Consider the following 18,946-nt stretch of genomic DNA (forward strand, 5'->3'; position numbering starts at 1 on the left):
CGCGCGCCGGTGCCGCCGAATAACTTACCGCAGAGAAACCTACTGAGCGGTAAGAAATGGTTTCACGATTGCCGCACCACCCCAATGTGACCGAAGTCCCACCCTCGGATCAAGTCCCCCAATAGCCCGACGGCACCCACCGTGACCAGCGATTGAACCATTCCTTACCTCCGGGGCGGCAAGAAAAGCAGGTACTGACCGGGGCACGGATCGGGACAGAGGTTACAGTGGCGGTGCGAAATACAGGAGGCTGGGTGTTCTACACGTTCATGACGCGAGTGGTGCGTCCGATCCTCTGGCTGCTTTTCCGCCCCCGGGTGGTCGGCGGCGAGAACGTGCCCAGCTACGGGCCGCTCATCGTGGCCAGCAACCACCTGTCGTTCATCGACAGCTTCATCATCCCCCTCGCCGTCCCGCGCCCGGTGACCTACATCGCCAAGGCCGACTACTTCACCGGCGGCGGCCTCAAGCGCGGCTTCGTCCGCTGGTTCCTCACGAACCTCGGCCACGTCCCGGTGAAGCGCGGCGCCCGCCGCGCCGCGATGGGCGCCCTCGAACAGGCCGCCGAGGTCCTCGACAACAGCGGCGCCTTCGCGATCTACCCCGAGGGCACCCGCTCGCCCGACGGCCGCCTCTACCGGGGCCGCACCGGCGTCGGCTGGCTCGTCCTCGCCACCGGCGCCCGCGTCCTGCCCGTCGCGCTGGAGGGCACCGAGAAGATCCAGCCGATCGGCGCGTCCCGGCCCCGCGTCTTCGGCCCGCGGCCCACCGTCCGCATCGGCCCGCCGATCGACTTCTCCCACTACCTCGACCTCCCGCCCGCCAAGGCCCGCCGCGCCATCACCGACGAGATCGTCGAGACCATCCAGAAGATGTCGGGCCAGGAGTACGCCCCCGTCTACAACGAACGGGCCAACGAAGAGGAGCGGTAGCGCCGCCCTCGCTCCGCTCGGTCGGCGCGTGGGCCCCGCTCTACCCGCACGCGTGTCGATCAGCCTGCTTCCGGGGCCGAGGTCGCCGCTCGGTCAGCGTGCTTTCGGGGCGGGTCAGCCGCCGAGGCTGGGGGCCTTCTCCTTGATGTCGGCGCCCGCCTGGTTCTTGGCGTCGGACTTCAGGCCGTCGACCGCGGAGCCCACCGAGCCGATGTCCGACGGGTTCAGCTGCCCCGACTTGAACTTGCCGGCCAGCGAGCTGAACATCGCCGAGACCTTCTCCGCCGGGACCTTCAGCGCCTTGCACAGCTTCGGGTCGGCGCCGATCAGCTTGCGGGCCGCGTTCAGCCGGTTGGCGGCGAACAGCCCCGCCGCGGCGGCCTTCGCGAACGCCTTCGTCCGGCCGTCCGCGCCCTCCTTGAAGCCGCCCGCCTGGTACGGCTTCCAGATGTAGCGGTGGAAGGCGCCGAACGCCAGGCCGGCGTCCGCGGCGAACCGGGTCTTGGCGAAGTGCTTGGTCGTCTCGGTCGGGCAGGACGACGGCGACGCGGCCGGCGAGGTCGCCGCCGCGCCCCGGCCCGCGGCGACGTTGTCGGCGCTCTTGCCGTCGCCGCCGCACCCGGACGCGCCGACCAGCGTCAGCAGCAGGACGGGCAGCACCAATACTCTGCGGAACATTCTGTCTCTTCCCCCGGGTGTGCTCACGCGCCCGGTCCCGGACGCCACCCCGCGCCCTACCCAATGATCGCGGACAGTCACCGAGTGGACGCGGATCGTGGCGTCCGGGCGCCCGCCCGGTCAGCGGCGGCGGGCGGCGCGCAGGAGCAGCAGGCCCGAGGCGAACACGGCCACGGCGGTCGCCCCGTGGACGCCGAACGCCGTCGCCTTGGAGCCGTGGTGGGCGAGGACCGTCACCATGTCGCCGGCCGCGATCGTCGAGAACGCGAGCATCACCAGGCCGAGCGCCTCGCGCTTCCCGCGGGCCAGCAGCGCCAGGATGGCGAGGCCGGTGCCGAGGTCCCGGACGCCCTTGATGTTCAGCCAGGCGGCGGCGTCGCCGGACGGCACGGACGGCAGCCCGAAGCCCTGCGCGGTGCCGGTCGGGTCGAGGATGAACGAGAGCCCGACGTAGCCGATGCCGACGCCGGTGAGCAGGGCGATGCCGGCGCCGGTGCGGGACGTGCGGACGTCCTCGCGGAGCCGCCGCATCCGGGCGGCGTGGTGGCGTTCGCCGTAGAGCCGCCAGACCGCGCGGGCCGGGGCGGGCAGCCCGGAGAGGAACTCGGTGCGCTCCTCCGGCGTCGCGTCCTCCAGGACGACGCCGAGGAGCGTGAGGATCTTCGTCTTGGGGGTGTGCTCGGCGAAGTGGTCGCCTTGGGCGTTCCACTCGTCCTCGGTGAGGTGGCGCTCGGCGAGGGGCAGCAGGTGCGCCTCCTCGTCGTCCAGGTGCTCGACCAGGACGGCGCGGTGCTCGGCGAGCGCGGCGGCCAGGGCGTCGCGGCCGGCCGCGTCCGCCGACCGCGCCCAGGGCCCGGCGAGGTCGTGCAGGCGGGCGATGGTCGCGGCGACCTTCTCGTGCTGGGCCTCCATCCGCAGGACGACGTCGGCGTCCAGGTCCACCCGCGACAGCAGCAGCGGCCAGATCAGCTCGTCCTCGCCGTGGTGGTGGTTGTGCAGGCCGAGCAGGTAGTCGGAGAGGTGCGCGGTCAGCGCGCGGGCGCGGCGGCGGTCGCCGGGGCGGGTCGCGCCGATCAGCTCGGCGAGCAGGCGCGACTCGCGGCGCATGCCGCGGTGGATGACGATCATGGAGCGGGTGAAGGTGAGGGCGGTGCGGACGGTGTCGGTGCTCATGCCGGCAACGCTGCCCGCGCCGTCTTGGAACCGGCTTGGAGCACGTCTTGGAACGCGGCTTGGAGGCCGGCTCGCGTGCCGGTGGCTACGATCTGTCCGGGATGGTGCGGATTCGGGTGCTCGGGGCCTTCGAGGCCGAGGTGGCGGGCGTGCGGGCGGCGCTGGGCGGGCCGCGGCAGCGGGCGGTGCTGGCGCTGCTGGTCGCCGCGCGCGGCGAGGTCGTGCCGGTCGACCGCATGATCGAGGACCTGTGGCGCGGCGAGCCCCCGGCGCAGGCCGTCACGTCCCTGCAGGCCTACGTCTCCAACCTGCGCAAGCTGCTGGAGCCCGGGCGTCCGCCGCGCGCCCCCGCCCGGGTGCTGGTCTCCGCCGCTCCCGGCTACGCGCTGCGCCTGCCCGATGAGGCCGTGGACGCCTGGCACTTCGCCGCGCTCGCCCGGGATCCCGAGCGGCCGGCGGAGGCGCTGGCCCTGTGGCGCGGCCCGGCGTTCGCCGAGTTCGCCGACGAGGAGTGGGCGCGCGCCGAGATCGGCTACCTGAACGAGCTGCGCCTGGCCGCCCGCGAACGGCACGTCGCCGCCCTGCTGCGCGCGGGCGACGCCGCTGCCGCCGGGCCCGAGGCGGAACTCCTGACCCGCGACGAGCCGCTCCGCGAGGAGGGCTGGCGGCTGCTGGCGCTGGCGCTGTGGGGGGCGGGCCGCCAAGCGGACGCGCTCGCCGCGCTCCGCGAGGTCCGCGCAACACTCGCCGGCGAGCTCGGCCTCGACCCGACCCCCGCGCTGGCCGAGCTGGAGACGGCGATCCTCCAGCAGCGCACCGGAGCGTTCGACATCCCCGCCCCGGCCCCCGTCCCGATCCCTGAGCCCGCCCCTGGAGGGCCTGCCTTCCTGGGCCGCGACGGCGAGTTGGCCGCGCTCACCGGCCTCGCGGCCGAAGGCGGCGTGCGCGTCGCGCTCGTCACCGGCGAGGCCGGGCTCGGCAAGACCGCGCTGCTCACCCGGCTCACCGGCGTCCTGGAGCAGCAGGGCCGCCTGGTCGTGACGGGCCGCTGCCCGGAGAGCGAGAGCGCGCCCCCCGCTTGGGCGTGGACGGAGGCCCTCACCGCGCTCGACCGGCACGTCCCCGCGCCCGAGGAGGCGGCGCCGCTGCTGCGGGACGCGTCCGACGGCGAACCCCGCGACACCACCGCCGGGCGCTTCCGCCTCCACCGGGCCGTCTGGGCCTGGCTGAACGACGCGGCCCGGCGGCGCCCGCTGGCGGTCATGCTCGACGATCTGCACTGGGCCGACGCCGAGACCCTCGCCCTGCTGGCCGCCCTCTCCGGCGACGCGCCGCTGCTCGTGGTCGCCGCGTTCCGCGCCGACGAGGCCGGCACGCGCCTCACCGAGACCCTCGCGGTGCTGGCCCGCCGGGCGCCGCTGCGGCTGCCGCTGAGCGGGCTGCCGGAGCCGGCGGTCGCCCGGCTCATCGCCGCCGAGTGCGGCGGCGGTGTGGACGCGGCGACCGTCTCCGCCCTCGCAGAGCGGACCGGCGGCAACCCCTTCTACGTGCGGGAGAGCGCGCGGCTGCTCAGCAGCGAGGGCGCGCTCGTCGCGACCTCGGAGGTCCCCGAGGGCGTGCGGGACGTGCTGCGCCGCCGGCTCGCCCGGCTGCCCGAGCCCGCCGTCGCGGTCCTGCGGCTGGCCGCGCTCGCCGGCCGCGAGGCCGACGTGGACGCGCTCGTCCTGGCCGCCGACGCCGGCGAGGACGCGGTCCTCGACGCGCTCGACGCCGGGCTCGTCGCGGGCCTGCTCACCGAGCGGGCCCCGGGCCGGGTCCGGTTCGCGCACGCGCTCGTCCGGGACACGATGATCGCCGACCTCAGCGCGCTGCGCCGCACCCGCATGCACGCCCGGCTCGGCGACGCCCTGGAGCGGCTGGCCCCCGACGACGCGCCGGCGCTGGCGTACCACTTCCACCGGGCCGCGTCCGCCGCGACCGCCGCCAAGGCCGTCGAGTACGCCGTCCGGGCCGCCGACCTCGCGGAACGCCGGTACGCGCACGAGACGGCCGTCGAGCTGCTCACCCAGGCGCTGGAGTCGTTCGAGCGCCTGCCGGGCCGGGACGCCGCGGACCGCGTCGACCTGCTCGGCCGGCTGCTGCGCGCCCAGGCGCGCGCTGGCGCCGTCCAGGACGCCCGCGCCACCCGCCGGCGCGCCGTCGACCTCGCCGAGGAGGCCGGAAGCGACGACCTGCTGCTCGCGGCGTTCACCGCGTGGACGGAACCGGCCCCCTGGCAGCTGCGCCCGTACGGGGTCGTCGACGGGCACCTGGTCGGCCTGCTGTCCCGGCTCCTGGAGCGCGACGGCCTCGCACCGGACGTGCGGTGCCGCCTCCTGGACGCCTACGCCGCCGAGCTGACCGGCACCGGCGACGCGCGGGCGCGGGCCGCCGCTGAGGAGGCCGTCGAGATCGCGCGGAGCCTGGGCGACCCGAAGCTGCGCGTGCTGACGCTGTTCACGCTCTGCCGCGAGCACGACGACCGCCAGACCGGCGGCCTGGCGGCGCTCGCCCGCGAGCTCCGCGCCCTCGGTACCGAGCACGACATGCCCGCCGCGCTGTGGTCGGGCACGTTCAACCTCGCCGCCGCCGCCGTGTGGGAGGAGCGCCCGGCCGAGGTGCGCGCCCGCATCGCCGAGGCGGCGGGCCTGGCCCGCCGCTACCGGATGCCCGAGGCGGGCGTCGTCTGCGAGGTCGCCGAGGCCGCGCTCGCCGTCACCGAAGGCCGGCTGGACGAGGCGGAGCGCCGCTACGCCGCCGCCACCCGGGCCATGGCGGACCAGGGGTCGCTGCACACCGCCGGGTTCGCGCTGATCGCGCGCGCGGCGCTGGCGGTGTCGCGCGGCACGCTGGCCGGGTTCGCCGACGAGGCCGGCGACCTCGCGCCCGAGATGTCGCCGCTGACCGCCGACGTCCTCGCCGCCGCGCACGCCGCCGCCGGACGGTTCGGCGAGGCGCGCCGCCTCCACGCGTCCGCCCCGCCGATCCAGCCGGACTACTTCTTCACGATGTTCTGCACGTTCCGCGCCATGACCGTGGTCGCGCTGGGCGACGAGCGGGGCGCGGCCGAGCTGTACGAGGCGCTGCTGCCGTACCGGGACGATCCGCCGGCCGGGCTGGGGAGCCTGGCGGTCGCCCTGGCCCCGCCCGCCCGCACCCTGGCCGACCTCGCCCGCCTCGCCGGCGCGGACCCGGCCCCGCACGAGCGGCGCGCCGCGGAGCTCGCGTCCCTGTGGAATGCCCCGCAATGGGCGCCCGCGGGCTGATTCCCGCCCGGATGGGGTGCTCCTGCGGCCCGCACAGCGTGTCGTCCGGGCCGCCGGGCGGGCGTTCCGCCTAGGGTCGCGGGCATGGCGCACAGGCTCCTCCCGATCGCGGTGCTGGCGGCGGTCGCCGCCGCATCGGCCTGCGGCGGCTCCGGCGGCGCGGGCGCCGGACAGGTCCGCGGCACCGCCCGCGCCGCGCCGGCCGGCACGGGCTACACCTCCGACCAGCTCGGCCAGGCGCTGCTCCAGCAGGTCACCGGCTACCGGCGCGGCGAGCCCGACTCCGGCGAGTACGGCTCGCTGAAGGCGCTCCGCAACGCCGCCCAGGTGCGGCGGGAGACGGCGCTCGACAAGCCCGCGTGCGCGGACGCCCAGGCCGGCGGCGGGAAGGTCGCGGCGGACGTGCCCACCGCGCTCGTCACGTTCGCCAAGAGCGACGGCCAGACGGCCACGGAGACGCTGATGGGGGTCGCTGACGCCGACGCCGGGAAGCAGGTCGAGGCGCGCGTCCCCACCGGCTGCCTGACGTTCCGCACCCACCTCAGCGGCCAGTGGGCCGAGCACGAGGTCACCGAGGCCAGGCGCGGCGACGTCGGCGACGGCTCGCGGACGGTCGGCGTCGTCACCACCAGCGGCGACCAGCGCACGAATACCTGGTACGTGGTGTTCCAGGGCCGCCACTACCTCGGCACCGTCACCGTCTTCGGGCCGAACGCCACCCGCGCCGAGGCCGAGGGCCTCGCCCGCGCCTCCGTCACCCAGGCGCGCAAGATCCTCAGCTAGCCGCTTTCACCCGACCCGCGCGGACATCTAGTGTCGTGACCACGAGCGGAGGACAGGCCCCCGGGCCCGGCCGCCGAGGGCGAGGAAGACGAACACGAGCGGGGGAAGCCCTTGATCGGCAAGGAGGGCCGGGTGACCGGCAGGATCGGCCCCGGGCTGGTCGGCGAGGTCATGATCCCGATCCGCGGCGGGTCCGAGGCGTTCTACGCGCACCCGGTCGACCCGCGCGAGGAGATCACGGTCGGCACGATCGTCGTCGTGGTCGAGTACCACCCCCCGCGGACGGTGTACGTGGCGCACGCGTTCGGTTCGTGAATACTCCCCCGTAGCGGGGCGAACCGATTCCCGGTCCGCTGCGTCTACTGGGAAACGCGGACGGGACCCGCCTTCCCGGGCCGGCCGCCCGCCGAGGAGTGAGGAGGCCGCATGCCCATCTTCGCGGTGGCGATAGCCGTGGTCGTCGCCATCATCGTGTTGATCGTGCTGTTCAAGATGGTCTGGCGCGTCGCGGAGCCGAACGAGGCGCTGATCATCTCCGGTCTGGGCGCCCGGTCCAAGCCGATCGACGGGGTGGAGAGCCTCGGCTTCAAGATCATCACCGGCAAGGGCACCTCGGTGCTGCCGGGCTTCCAGACCTCGCGCCGGCTGCGGCTCGACAGCCGCGCCGCGAACCTCGAGGTCCACTGCGTGACCCAGCAGGGCATCCCGGTGAAGGTCCGCGGCGTCGTGATCTACAAGGTCGGCGACGACTTCGTGTCGATCGCCAACGCGGCCCGCCGCTTCCTGGAGCAGCAGAAGTCGATGGACGGCGCGATCCACGAGCTGTTCACCGGCCACCTGCGCTCGATCATCGGCAACCTCACCGTCGAGGACCTGATCCTCAACCGCGAGCGGCTCACCTCCGAGACCCGCGGCTCGGCCGCCGACGAGATGAGCAAGCTCGGCCTGGTCGTGGACTCGCTGCAGATCCAGGAGATCGACGACGAGACCGGCTACATCACGAACCTGGGCCGCCCGCACGCCGCCAGGGTCGCCTCGGAGGCGCGCATCGCCGAGGCCGAGCGGGACCAGGAGGCCACCCGGCGCGAGCAGGAGGCCATGCGCGAGAACGCCGCGGTGATCCGGGACACCGAGATGAAGAAGGCCGAGTACGAGGGCCAGGTGCAGCAGGCCGCGCAGCAGGCCCGGCAGGAGGTCATCCTCAAGGAGACCCGCAACGCCGAGCTGGAGGCCGAGCGGACCGAGAAGCGGCTGGAGAGCGAGGTCCGCAAGCCGGCCGACGCGCGCGCGTACGAGCAGGTCAAGCTGGCCGAGGCCGAGCGGGAGGAGCGCATCTCCTACGCGCAGGCCGCCGCGACCGAGGTGCAGCTGAAGGCGCAGCGGGAGGCGGAGGCGACCCGCATCCTCGGTGAGGCGCAGGCGGACGCGATCCGCAAGAGGGGCCTGGCGGAGGCCGAGGCGATCAAGGCGCGCGGGGAGGCGCTGGCGCAGAACACCGACGCGGTCATCGCCCAGCAGCTCGCCGAGAAGTGGCCGGAGATCGTCCAGGCCGGCGCGGGCGTGTTCGGCAACGTCGACAACATGGTCGTGCTGAACGGCGCGGAGGGCATCGAGGAGATGCTCGCCAAGGCGCTCACGCTCGGCGGCACCGGCCTCGGCGTGGCCCGCCAGCTGCTGTCCGGCATGAACGGGCAGAACGGGCACAACACGGTGAACGGGAACGGGCCGGTCCCGCCGGTCCCGCCGGTCGCGGCCCCGTCCGCACCCGACGAGAGCTGACGCGCGAGGCGAGAGCCGGCGCGCGAGAAGAGGGAGGCCCGGCCGCCGCGGCCGGGCCTCCGGCATGCCCGGGGCGCCCGCGGAGCCCGTCCGGGACGGGGGTTCCGGGGTGCCGCGCCCCAATAGACTCCAGGCATGTCCGTCCCGCGGCTCGCCGTCTCCGTCGATCTGGTCGTGCTCACCGTGCGTGAGCAGCGGCTGTCCGCGCTGCGGTGGCGGCGGGACCGGCCGCCCTACGAGGGCGCGTGGTCGCTGCCCGGCGGCTTCATCCAGCTCGACGAGGACCTGCCGGCCGCGGCGTCCCGGCTGATGGCCGAGCGGGCGGGGCTCGCGGACGTCCGGATCCACCTGGAGCAGCTCGCGACCTACGGGTATCCGGACCGTGACCCCCGGCAGCGCGTGGTCAGCGTCGCCTACCTCGGCCTCGCTCCCGACCTGCCCGCCTCCAGCCGCGCGCAGGTGCTGTGGACGGCGGTCGACGACCTGCTCGGCCACGACCGGGCCGCGTTCGACCACCGGCGGATTTTGTGCGACGGGATGGAGCGGGCGCGGGCCAAGCTGGAGTACACCTCGCTCGCCGCCGCGTTCTGCCCGCCCGAGTTCACCGTCGCGGAGCTGCGCCGGGTGTACGAGATCGTCTGGGGGACGGCCCTGGACCCGCGGAACTTCCACCGCAAGGTCACCGGCGCGGACCGGTTCCTGATCCCCACCGACCGGACGACGACGCGCGACGGGGGCCGCCCGGCGCGGCTGTACCGGCGCGGCGACGCCGAGCAGCTGCGGCCGCCGATGCTGCGCCCGCGCGCATGGCCGCGGGCCCGCGACCGCGTCCCGGAAGGTAAAAGATCGCCGGGTTGACCTGGGGTGATGTCGCGGGCATCCGGGCGGGATTGCTAGCTTGCGACCTATGAACGGTGACTCGTCCGAAGTGCTCGGCCTGCTCGTCAGGGACATCGGGGAGGCCGGCGTCGCGGAGATGGCGGGGTCCCCGGGGCTGGCGGCGGCGGTCGACCAGCACGTCGCGAGCCTGCGCGACGAGCTGGGCGAGCCGGACGAGGACGCGCTGATGGACTACCTGCGGGCGTTCGCGGAGGAGGCGTTCAACCGCGGCTGGTGGCCGGACAGCACCCGCGACTGGGAGTTCGTCCGGATCGTCGCGGTGTGCTGGATGATGCGCCAGGCGAGCACCCCCTGACGCTCCGCTGACGCCGCCCGGCGTCTCCCGCTTTGGCCGGGGACCTGGCGTATTCCGTAGTCTTGACCCCACCACCCCTGTGCATCTCTGGAGGACAACGGTGTCCGAGGCAACCACTCCGCGCTTCCGCTCCGTTCTCGACCGGTTCGTGGCCTACAAGCCGGGGAAGGTCGTGGTGTCGCCCGAGGGCCGCTCGTTCAAGCTCTCGTCCAACGAGTCGCCGGAGGGGCCGCTCCCCTCGGTGCTGGACGCGATCGGCGCGGCGGCGGCGAACGTGAACCGCTACCCCGACAACAACGCGACGGCGCTGACCGAGGCGATCGCCGAGTTCTGCGGCGTCCCCGCCGACCATGTCGCGGTGGGCTGCGGCTCGGTCGGCATGACGCAGATGCTGCTGGAGGCCGTCGCCGAGCCGGGCGCCGAGGTGGTGTACGCGTGGCGGTCGTTCGAGGCGTACCCGCTGCTGGTGTCGCTGTCGGGCGCGACGGGCGTCCAGGTGCCGCTGAAGGACGAGACGCACGACCTGCCCGCGATGGCCGACGCGATCACGGAGAACACGCGGCTGGTCTTCCTCTGCAACCCGAACAACCCGACCGGCACCGTGGTGGGGCGCGCCGAGATCGAGGCGTTCCTCGACCGCGTCCCCGCCGACTGCCTGGTGGTGCTGGACGAGGCGTACCGCGAGTACGTCCGCGACGACGCGGTCCCGGACGGGCTGACGCTGTACGGCGACCGGCCGAACCTGGTCGTCCTGCGCACGTTCTCCAAGGCCTACGGCCTGGCCGGGCTGCGGATCGGGTACCTCGTGGCGCAGCCGGAGGTGGCGGGCGCGATCCGCAAGACGTTCCTGCCGTTCAGCGTGAACTCGGTCGCGCAGGCGGCCGGCATCGCGTCGCTGGAGGCCGCGGACGAGCTGCTGGAGCGGGTCGAGCGGACGGTGAAGGAGCGCGACCGGGTCCGGGGCGCGCTGCTCGCGGACGGCTGGACGGTCCCGCCGACGGAGGCCAACTTCGTGTGGCTGCGGCTCGGCGACCGGACGATGGAGTTCTCCGCCGCGTGCGACGCGGAGGGTGTGAGCGTCCGCCCGTTCGACGGTGAGGGCGTCCGCGTCTCGATCGGCTCCCCGGAGGAGAACGACGCCTTCCTGGCCGTCGCGAAGTCCTTCCCCCACCGCAACTGACGCCGCGGACCGGGCCGTCCCGCCCCGGAGGGACGGAACGGCCCGGTCGCCGGATCAGCTCGCAGCCGCCCAGAGCTGCTCGCCGCCGCTGCCGACGAGCTGGAAGGCGGCGGTCACCGTGGCCGTGCCGGGGCAGAGGAACGATCCGCTCTGCTTGGACACGGTGCCGTTCGTGATCTGTGCCTGGGCCTGGGCGACCGAGGTGTCGGGCCGGTTCGGGTTGTCGGGGTTGTAGCCGTTGCCGGTGAGGGTTCCGGAGTAGACGCAGCTGAGACCGAAGACGGTGGCGCCGACGGTGTAGTGGGCGACCGTGATGGTGCCGTCCTTGCCGCCGGCGACGGGGGCGTAGACGACGGAGCCGCCGGTCCAGGGCAGGCTCTGCGCGGTCACGGTCACCGCGCCGAGGCTGCTGGTGCACCCGCTGAACGACGCGGACGTGACGTTCAGGGCGGTGCCGTCGGAGTTGATCGTGCCGTTCTGGATGGCCGAGGTGCAGGTGGCGTTGCTGAGCGAGGTGACGACCGAGATGTTCCCGAGGTTGGTCGCGGTGACGCCGCCGGAGTAGGCGGGCCCGGTGCTGCTGCCGCTGTGGATGGTGGTGCCGGCGGCGGACGCCGGCGCCATCGTCAGCGCGAGGACGGAGGCCGAAGCGGCTCCGACGACTGCGAGCTTGCGAATACGTGACACCAGGTGCTCCCTTCGCGTGGTGTCAAGGGGGTGGTACCGGAATTAAGCACATCTCTTCCGGCTCAAATCAAGAGCGTGACCAGATTGAGACACTCTCTGGTTTCTATTAGACCGGGAAGCCAATTAAAGAATTCGGGCATGCGAAATCACGCGCTCAGCTAATGGCGCGTTCAAGGAGGGGAGATGGCGGGGTCTGTCAATGGCGGGGTGGGAGTTCGGCCGGGCATGATGCCGTACGGCGATCACCTGCCCGGCGGTTCAAGGACCTCCGGAAGGCGTCCAGGGCGAGCGATGGCCCGTTCTGCAGGAGCCGGGCGGGGGCCGCGGACCGGCGCGGATCGGCGGCAGGCGCACCGCGGCGAACGGACCTGTCGAGTGCACGGCGCGCTCCCACGAATTCCGGATACGGCAGGAACCGTTATGTGGGCACGCGCCCAACACCGGAGGGTCGGCCGCTCGCGCGGCCGGCCTCGGCGTTGATGCCTCACGTGACCGCCATGATGAACGGCGAAAGATGATCGGTCAAGACCATCTCCGCCATGCCGGAACCCAGCACCCAAAAGCAAATTCCCGGATCCCCGCCGTCACCAGGCGAGATGCCGCTCCCCACCCCTGAAGAGCCGCCGAGCGCCAGAAAGGAAGCGCCGCCACGGACGGCCGGGCGGACGCAGGGGACTCCCGCAAGAACATCGCGGAGCGGCGGATGGGCCCCCGATCCGCCCGGGAAGTTCGAGCGGCTCCGTGCGGGCCAAGGCGAGGCGGAGGCGAATGCAGGCGATGAGCCCGTGCGGGTCCTTGAACTCGCGCAACTCTCCGTCGAGCAGCACCCAGTACGAACCGGTGAACTCGCCCGCCCACGCCGTGACGCCCGGGGAAAGGCGGCGGACCTCCGCGAGCACGATGTCCGGGTCGATCTGCGTCGCAGCCCAGGGGCTGCGGGCGCCGGCCGCGATCACGACCGCCCCCGACTGAAGCCCCGCGCAATCGCCTCGGCGAGCGCGACCCGCTGGAAGACCTGGTTCTGGACGTCGCAGAGGATCACCAGCTCCGCCACGGTCCCGGCCGTGATCTCCTCGAGGCAGCCGCATCCGAGCTGGTAGTCGGACACGCGGTCCAAGCGGCGCGCGACGAGCCGCCGCTCGATCCGCTCGGTATGCCATCCCGGGCACAGATCGCCCAGGACGCCGCCGCTGCTGCCGCCGTTCGCCTCGTCCGCCCCGACCGTCGCGTCTACCATGGCTAACGCCTCCTCCTACGTGGGGATGACGCAAGGTGAGAGCCCGACCGTCGGCCGCCTGCTCCTCGGCATCCGCTTGCGGGAGGTCCGGCAGCGAAAGGGCGTGTCGGCCGAAGAGGCGGCGGACCACATCACGCGGGCCGCATCAGCGATCACGAGGTTCGAGAAGGGGCGCACCAGCGTCCCGGCGACCGTCCTGCACAAGCTCCTGGACCTGTATGACGTGAACCCGGAGGAACGCGACGCGCTGACCCGGCTCGCTCGTCGATCCCGGAAACGCGGTTGGTGGCACCAGTTCGGAGACGTTCTCCCGATGGGCTTCGAGACGTACATCGGGCTTGAATCCGAAGCGCGCGAGTTGCGCAACTACGAATGCCAGGTTGTTCCGGGGCTCTTGCAGACCGAGCGCTATGCCGAGGCGCTGATGCGAGCCGAGCCGCACCTGGCGACAGAGGAAGAGGCCGGACGGCGCGTCCAGGCTCGCATGGCGCGCAAGGCGATCTTGACGCGTGACGAGCCCGCGCTTCTGTACGCGGTCCTCGATGAAGCGGTCCTGCGCCGACGGGTCGGCGGGCGGGAAGTCATGCACGAGCAGCTCGTCCACCTGGTCGAACAGGCGCAGCGGCGCAACATCATGATCCAGATCCTGGTGAACGAGGTCGGCGCCCATGCGGCGATGTTCGGGGCCTTCATGCTCCTATCGCTCGACCTGGGGGAGCCCGTTCTGTCTGAGTATGCTTACCTTGAGCACAGAACGGGTTCTCTGCTGCTCGACAAGCGGCAGGAGACCGCCGCGTACCGTTCCTGCTTTGACGAAGTGCGCGGCGAGGCGCTTGACCGCGACGCGTCGGTGAACCTGCTCGCGGCCATCGCGGACGAATACAGGGTCGAATAGGGATGGGGTCCGGATGTCGGCACAAGATCAGTCCCGGGCTGGCTGGCGGACGAGCAGCCACAGTTCCACGAACGGCGGGCAGTGCATCGAGGTCGCGGCGCTGCCGGGGCGCATCGGCGTACGGGACTCGAAGAACCCTGACGGTGCAAGGCTCGTCTTCGGGCTCGCCGAGTGGCGCGCGTTCATGCGACGGATCAGTTCCGGCGACCTGGACGGCTGAGCAGTCGCTAGAAGGACCCGTGTCCCGTGACCTGACCGGCGCCGTTTGGCGCAAGAGTCGCCGATCCCACCAGCAGGGCGAGTGCGTCGAGGTCGCCGGGCTGGCTGGTGCCGTCGCCGTCCGGGACTCGACAGACCCCGACGGGCCGAAGCTCGTCTTCGGCGCCGCCGCGTGGCGGGCGTTCGTGCGGGGGGTCGTGTCCGGCGGGGCGGGCGGCTAGGTCGGCCTCCGGGCGCTGGGGCGTGCATAGTTCGTCGCGCGAATTATGGGTGGCTTCCGGTGTTAATCTGGCCGGGTGGCTAAGGATGATGGTGGCGGGATCGGGATCGTGGCGGCGCTTGTGCGGTCCGCGTTCCTGGTGGACGCCGTGTACGCGGCGTCGGCGCGCGAGTACGGGCTGACCCAGCAGCAGGGGCAGTTGCTGTGCGTGCTGATGGGGCGGTCGTACGGCATGAGCGAGCTGGGCGCGACGCTGGGGCTGGCGAAGTCGAGCCTCACCGGCCTGGTGGACCGCACCGAGCGCAACGGCCTGGTGCGACGCGAGCCGGATCCCCGGGACACGCGCGCGGTGCGGGTCGCGCTGACCGCGCGGGGCGCCGCGCTCGTGGACGAGTTCTACACCGAGACGTGCCGGCGGATCGACGAGCTGCCGTCCGGGCTCGGCCCGCGGGAGCGCGCGACGCTCGCCGAGTTGCTCGGCCGCGTCGTGCTGGACAACGAGGTCCCGGTGGTCTTCAAGGAACCGGACGAGGGGGCCGCCGCCGGGCATCCGAGCTGACGCCGCGGAATAGCCGCTCTCCCGATGGCGCTTGTTGTTCGTAGTACGAACTGCTACCGTTCGTACTACGAACAACAAGTTTGTTGCTATGGGAGTGGTGTCATCATGAGCCGTACGGTCGCTGTCATCGGCGGAGGTTACGGGGGCGCGGCGGTCGCCAAGGCGTTGCAGTCCGAGGCCGACGTCGTCCTCATCGATCCGCGGGACGCGTTCGTCAACGCGGCGGCGTCGCTGCGGGCGCTGACCCGGCCCGACTGGGCCACCAGCATGTTCTTCCCCTACGAGACGCTGCTCACCGAGGGCGGACGGGCGGTCCGCGACCGCGCGGTCTCCGTCGATCCCCGCGGTGTCACCCTGGCGTCCGGCGGGCGTGTTGATGCCGACTACCTGGTCCTGGCCACGGGCTCCAGCTACGCCTACCCCGCCAAGCCCGGCTCCGACACGGTCGACGAGGCGCTGGACGACCTCCGTCGGACCCACAAGGAGTTGCGCGAAGCCGGCCGGGTGCTGATCCTCGGCGCCGGCCCGGTCGGCCTGGAACTGGCCGGGGAGATCAAGGAGGTCTGGCCGGACAAGCACGTCACCGTCGCCGACCCGGCCGCGGAGCTGCTGCCCGGTTTCCGTCCGGAGGTCGTCGAGGACCTGCGCCGCCAGCTCGACGGCCTCGGCATCGACCTGCGCCTCGGCACCGCCCTGGCCGCGCCGCCGAGCACCGGGCCCGGCGAGGCGGGCGCCTTCACCGTCACCACCGCGGGCGGTGAGGAGATCGCCGCCGACATCTGGTTCCGCGCCTTCGGCGTGAGCACCAACAGCGGCTACCTCGCCGACGGCCGGCTCACGACGCCGACACCGCAGGGCCAGGTGCCCGTGACGGAGTTCCTCAACGTCAAGGGCCACGACCACGTCTACGCGGTCGGTGACATCACCGACGTCGCCGAGGCGAAGATGGCCGGGTGGGCGATGCGGCACGCCGAGGTGGTCGTGCAGAACATCAAGGCCCAGCTGAACGGCGACCGGCCCACGGCCACCTACGAGCCGATGCCGTTTCCGATGATGCTGCTCCCGCTCGGCACGCGCGGCGGCGTCGGGCAGATGCCGTCGCCGGACGGCCCGTCCGTCGCCTCGCCCGCGATGGTCGCCGAGTACAAGGGCACCGACCTGTTCACCGGACGCTTCGTCAAGCAGTTCGGCCCCACCGCCTGAAACAGAAGGCCCGACCCCATCGAACGAAAGAAGGCAGAGCCATGTCCGCACACGACGTCGTCTTCGGTTTCGGCGCGCACAGCACCTTCGATGACCGTCCCGCGCTGATGCGCATGGTCCAGCAGGCCGACCGCGACGGGCTGGACCTCTTCTCGCTGTCGGACCACCCCTACATCGGCGAGCGCCTGGACGCCTACGCGACCATCGGCTTCCTCCTCGGCCGCACCGACCGCATCGCGGGCTTCGCCAATGTCACCAACCTGCCGACCCGGCCCGCTCCCATGCTGGCGCGGACGGTCACGACGCTCGCGGAGCTGTCGGGCGGACGCGTCGTCCTCGGCATGGGCGCGGGCGGGCTGTGGGACCGGATCTCCGACATGGGCGTGCCGCGGCTCTCCCCGGCCGCCGCCGTGGACGCGTTCGAGGAGGCGATCGTCCTGGTCAAGAAGCTGTCCGGGGGCGGCCCGCCCGTCACCTACCAGGGCGACCACTACCGGGTGAACGAGATCGCGCCCGCCCCGGCGGCCGCGCCGCCGGTGTGGACCGGCTCGGTCGGCCGCAAATCCCTGGCCGCCACCGGGCGGGTCGCCGACGGCTGGCTTCCCGGCCACGCGGCCGACTGGCTCAGCGAGCGGTACCGGACGTCGCGGCCGGTCATCGACGAGGCCGCGGCGGCGGTGGGCCGCGACCCGCAGGAGATCCGCACCGTCTTCAACTTTCCCGGCCGCATCACCGACCGGCCGCTGCCCGCCACCCGTGACGGCGAGGGCCGCTGGATCGGCGGGTCGGCGGAGCAGTGGGCCGAGGAGCTCACCGGCGCGGTGCTGGAGCACGGCGCGTCCGGCTTCATGCTCTTCTCCCCGCAGGGCGGCACGCCGGACGCGGGGTCCCTCGGCCGCTGGGGCGGGGAGATCGTCCCGGCCGTCCGCGAGGCGGTCGCGAAGGACCGGGCCTGAGCGGCCCGCCGGAGCGGGTCGCCCCCGTCAGCCGGACTTGGCGGGGTTGCCGAGCTTCTCGACGATCAGCCGGTAGAGCTGGCGGGGACGGCCCGGCTGCGGCGTGCGGTTCGGCGGCAGCGGCCAGGCGAGGCCCTCCTCGACCAGGGTGCGCAGCAGCCGGCGGGCGGTGCGCGGGGTGACGCCGAGCATCTTGCCGGCGTTCTCGGCGTCCACGATCAGCGGCTGCTCCTGGTCGCCGAGCTTGTCGGCGAGGCGCGCGAGGATCTCCAGGCCCTTCGGCTTGGCCTGCGGCTGGCTGCGCGGCGGGGTGCGCGGCGCCGGGACGAGGGCGCGGCCGTCCCGGTCGAGCGCGAAGCCCTGGGCGCGCTGGGAGCTCTGCGAGCGGGCGAGCGCGGCGCGCGCGTGGTTCTCCGCCTCGTGCGCGGTGCGCCCCATCCCGATGCCGACCTCGATGGCCAGGCCCAGCTCCTCGCGGACGCGCTCGACGAACGGCGGGGTCCGGAAGCCCTCGGTGGTCGAGGTGACCGAGCCGCGGGTGGCGATGACGAGGTAGCTGTGGTCGTCCAGCGGCCACACCGACGCGTTCATCCGGTGCGCCTCCTGGAGCAGGACGCGGTGCAGCGCGAGCTTCAACTCGTCGCGCCAGTAGCGGGGCGTGACGCGGCGCGGGGTCTCGCGGAGGGTCGGGACGTCCACCAGCACGACGACGAGCTGGGACTCCTCCAGCCGGTGGTGGGCGCCGAGGAGCGCGGCGGTCTGCAGGGAGCTGCGGATGGCGGCGCCGGTCGGGCGGACCCGGATGGTCGGCACCCCGGCCATCTCCATCCGCTCGGCGGTGGCGTGTACGCAGGTCATCGCGACGGTGGTCGCGCCGCGCCGCCACAGCCGCTCGTGGAAGGCGGCGAGCGTGCCGGGCCCGGCGGCCTCCTCGCGCAGGTGCACCTGCTCGGTGCCGAGGCTGATCTCGGCGTAGGCCTCCTCGACCTCGGCGCGGCCCAGCACGTCGATGCTGACCCGGGACGGGTCGAAGCGCTCGTCGAGGGAGGCGCGCAGCAGCGCGCCCTGCAGCGCGGCGCCGTTCAGCGGCACGTAGGTGGCGGGCATGGTGAGCACGCCGGCCTTGCGCGCGAAGTCGTACGGGACGGGGCTGGCGAACAGGCACACGTCCACCCCCGACCCCAGCCGGACGACCTTGTCGGCCGCCTCCTGCTCGTCGCGGTAGGCGGCGGCCACCAGCCGGCTCGGCACCGGAGTGGGGCCGTGCCCCATCAGCATGACCCGCTCGACCAGGTCATGGGGGCCGACGACGCCGATGGTGAGATCAGGCGTGACCGAGCCCGTTCGTGCCGCCGTCATCGATGATCGCTCGCTTCCGGTCCATCCTCTCGGGGGCACGGCCCCGGCCACGCGTTCGCGCACGCTCCGCCCAACGGTCGTCTCATGGCTTGTCGCCCCTGCCTTCTGACCCAGCACCGCAGTTCCCGTGCGATTCGTTCCTCAGTGGGCAGATCGGGTCAGGGCGGCGATGTGTGACGCCCAGACGCGAAATCGAATCAAGAGTGCGGCGAAAAAGTAACCTACGCGACCCCCTGGTCAGTAATTTGTCACCAATCGGTCAGTCTTGATCCTGCATCTTCGGACGTCCGAAGTTGAAAAACAAGACCCGAAAACACCGCAGGGGCCTCCTCGGGGCGCTAGGGCGCACTGAGGAGACCCCTGCGGAGTCCGTTTGGTTTACGCGCGGGCCGAAACCTGATCGTCCGGGTGCCGGCCGGCCCGGAAAGACGAGTGATCCGGGCGGAGGGCCCCGGCGGCCCGTTCCGGTGATTTTTTACCGGCCCGGGAAGGGGCCCGTCCTAGATCGTTCCATCGCGCTTTTCCGCTGATCAGCGGGCCGGCCGTCCCGGCAGGTGAGGAGCCGCCGCGAGGCTCTCCGTGACCG

General features: G+C 73.0%; 19 protein-coding genes. 14 read left to right on the forward strand and 5 right to left on the reverse strand.

Going from position 1 to position 18,946, the window contains the following annotated elements; translation table 11 throughout:
* Window positions 1-254: 254 nt before the first annotated feature.
* Complete coding sequence (locus ACA514_RS35745; protein WP_375045701.1) at window positions 255-932, forward strand: lysophospholipid acyltransferase family protein; 678 nt, start codon at window positions 255-257, stop codon at window positions 930-932.
* 114 nt (window positions 933-1,046) lie between these two features.
* On the opposite strand, the gene ACA514_RS35750 is transcribed toward ACA514_RS35745, so the two are convergent.
* Together ACA514_RS35750 and ACA514_RS35755 are read right to left on the reverse strand one after the other, a co-directional pair.
* Window positions 1,047-1,610 carry a hypothetical protein gene (locus ACA514_RS35750; RefSeq protein ID WP_375045702.1) on the reverse strand — a complete coding sequence of 188 codons (564 nt, stop codon included), beginning with the start codon at window positions 1,608-1,610 and terminating at the stop codon, window positions 1,047-1,049.
* Between the two features lie 120 nt (window positions 1,611-1,730).
* Window positions 1,731-2,783: a DUF4267 domain-containing protein gene (locus ACA514_RS35755; RefSeq protein ID WP_375045703.1), complete on the reverse strand. Its 1,053-nt coding sequence runs from the start codon at window positions 2,781-2,783 to the stop codon at window positions 1,731-1,733.
* Between the two features lie 101 nt (window positions 2,784-2,884).
* Between ACA514_RS35755 and ACA514_RS35760 the strand changes: the two genes are divergently transcribed.
* The 7 genes from ACA514_RS35760 (at window position 2,885) to hisC (ending at window position 11,025) form a co-directional block, all read left to right on the forward strand.
* Window positions 2,885-6,088 (forward strand): BTAD domain-containing putative transcriptional regulator, encoded by a 3,204-nt coding sequence (locus ACA514_RS35760; protein WP_375045704.1) that lies wholly within the window; start codon window positions 2,885-2,887, stop codon window positions 6,086-6,088.
* Between the two features lie 84 nt (window positions 6,089-6,172).
* A complete protein-coding gene (locus ACA514_RS35765; protein ID WP_375045705.1) occupies window positions 6,173-6,871 on the forward strand; it encodes a hypothetical protein in 699 nt (232 codons plus the stop codon).
* 132 nt (window positions 6,872-7,003) lie between these two features.
* Window positions 7,004-7,186, forward strand: coding sequence for a hypothetical protein (locus ACA514_RS35770; protein WP_375045706.1), 183 nt, complete (start codon window positions 7,004-7,006; stop codon window positions 7,184-7,186).
* Between the two features lie 111 nt (window positions 7,187-7,297).
* Window positions 7,298-8,650: a flotillin family protein gene (locus ACA514_RS35775; RefSeq protein WP_375045707.1), complete on the forward strand. Its 1,353-nt coding sequence runs from the start codon at window positions 7,298-7,300 to the stop codon at window positions 8,648-8,650.
* 135 nt (window positions 8,651-8,785) lie between these two features.
* Window positions 8,786-9,508, forward strand: coding sequence for an NUDIX domain-containing protein (locus ACA514_RS35780; protein WP_375045708.1), 723 nt, complete (start codon window positions 8,786-8,788; stop codon window positions 9,506-9,508).
* A 49-nt stretch (window positions 9,509-9,557) separates the two neighbouring features.
* The gene (locus tag ACA514_RS35785) at window positions 9,558-9,845 is read left to right on the forward strand and encodes a DUF6401 family natural product biosynthesis protein (protein WP_375045709.1); all 288 of its coding nucleotides are present in this window, start codon (window positions 9,558-9,560) and stop codon (window positions 9,843-9,845) included.
* A 100-nt stretch (window positions 9,846-9,945) separates the two neighbouring features.
* Entirely contained in the window at window positions 9,946-11,025 is a 1,080-nt protein-coding gene (gene hisC / locus ACA514_RS35790; RefSeq protein ID WP_375045710.1) for a histidinol-phosphate transaminase, read from the forward strand.
* A 54-nt stretch (window positions 11,026-11,079) separates the two neighbouring features.
* Here hisC and ACA514_RS35795 read toward each other — a convergent pair whose 3' ends face one another.
* Entirely contained in the window at window positions 11,080-11,712 is a 633-nt protein-coding gene (locus ACA514_RS35795; protein WP_375045711.1) for a hypothetical protein, read from the reverse strand.
* Window positions 11,713-12,664: 952 nt separating this feature from the next.
* Window positions 12,665-12,949, reverse strand: a complete 285-nt coding sequence (locus tag ACA514_RS35800) for a hypothetical protein (protein WP_375045712.1) — start codon at window positions 12,947-12,949, stop codon at window positions 12,665-12,667.
* 25 nt (window positions 12,950-12,974) lie between these two features.
* On the opposite strand from ACA514_RS35800, the gene ACA514_RS35805 reads away from it, so the two are divergent.
* From ACA514_RS35805 to ACA514_RS35830, 6 genes are all read left to right on the forward strand, one after another.
* The gene (locus ACA514_RS35805) at window positions 12,975-13,844 is read left to right on the forward strand and encodes a helix-turn-helix domain-containing protein (protein WP_375045713.1); all 870 of its coding nucleotides are present in this window, start codon (window positions 12,975-12,977) and stop codon (window positions 13,842-13,844) included.
* A 13-nt stretch (window positions 13,845-13,857) separates the two neighbouring features.
* Window positions 13,858-14,064: a DUF397 domain-containing protein gene (locus ACA514_RS35810; protein ID WP_375045714.1), complete on the forward strand. Its 207-nt coding sequence runs from the start codon at window positions 13,858-13,860 to the stop codon at window positions 14,062-14,064.
* A 19-nt stretch (window positions 14,065-14,083) separates the two neighbouring features.
* Complete coding sequence (locus ACA514_RS35815; protein ID WP_375045715.1) at window positions 14,084-14,284, forward strand: DUF397 domain-containing protein; 201 nt, start codon at window positions 14,084-14,086, stop codon at window positions 14,282-14,284.
* Between the two features lie 75 nt (window positions 14,285-14,359).
* Window positions 14,360-14,842, forward strand: coding sequence for a MarR family winged helix-turn-helix transcriptional regulator (locus ACA514_RS35820; RefSeq protein WP_375045716.1), 483 nt, complete (start codon window positions 14,360-14,362; stop codon window positions 14,840-14,842).
* 105 nt (window positions 14,843-14,947) lie between these two features.
* Window positions 14,948-16,045 carry an NAD(P)/FAD-dependent oxidoreductase gene (locus tag ACA514_RS35825; protein ID WP_375045717.1) on the forward strand — a complete coding sequence of 366 codons (1,098 nt, stop codon included), beginning with the start codon at window positions 14,948-14,950 and terminating at the stop codon, window positions 16,043-16,045.
* Window positions 16,046-16,086: 41 nt separating this feature from the next.
* A complete protein-coding gene (locus ACA514_RS35830; RefSeq protein WP_375045718.1) occupies window positions 16,087-17,001 on the forward strand; it encodes an LLM class flavin-dependent oxidoreductase in 915 nt (304 codons plus the stop codon).
* Window positions 17,002-17,028: 27 nt separating this feature from the next.
* Here the strand turns inward: ACA514_RS35830 and ACA514_RS35835 are convergent, their stop codons facing one another.
* Window positions 17,029-18,360, reverse strand: coding sequence for a transcriptional regulator (locus ACA514_RS35835; protein WP_344264254.1), 1,332 nt, complete (start codon window positions 18,358-18,360; stop codon window positions 17,029-17,031).
* Window positions 18,361-18,946: the final 586 nt, after the last annotated feature.

The sequence above is a fragment of the Actinomadura sp. NTSP31 genome, assembly GCF_041951385.1.
GTDB lineage: Bacteria > Actinomycetota > Actinomycetes > Streptosporangiales > Streptosporangiaceae > Spirillospora > Spirillospora napierensis.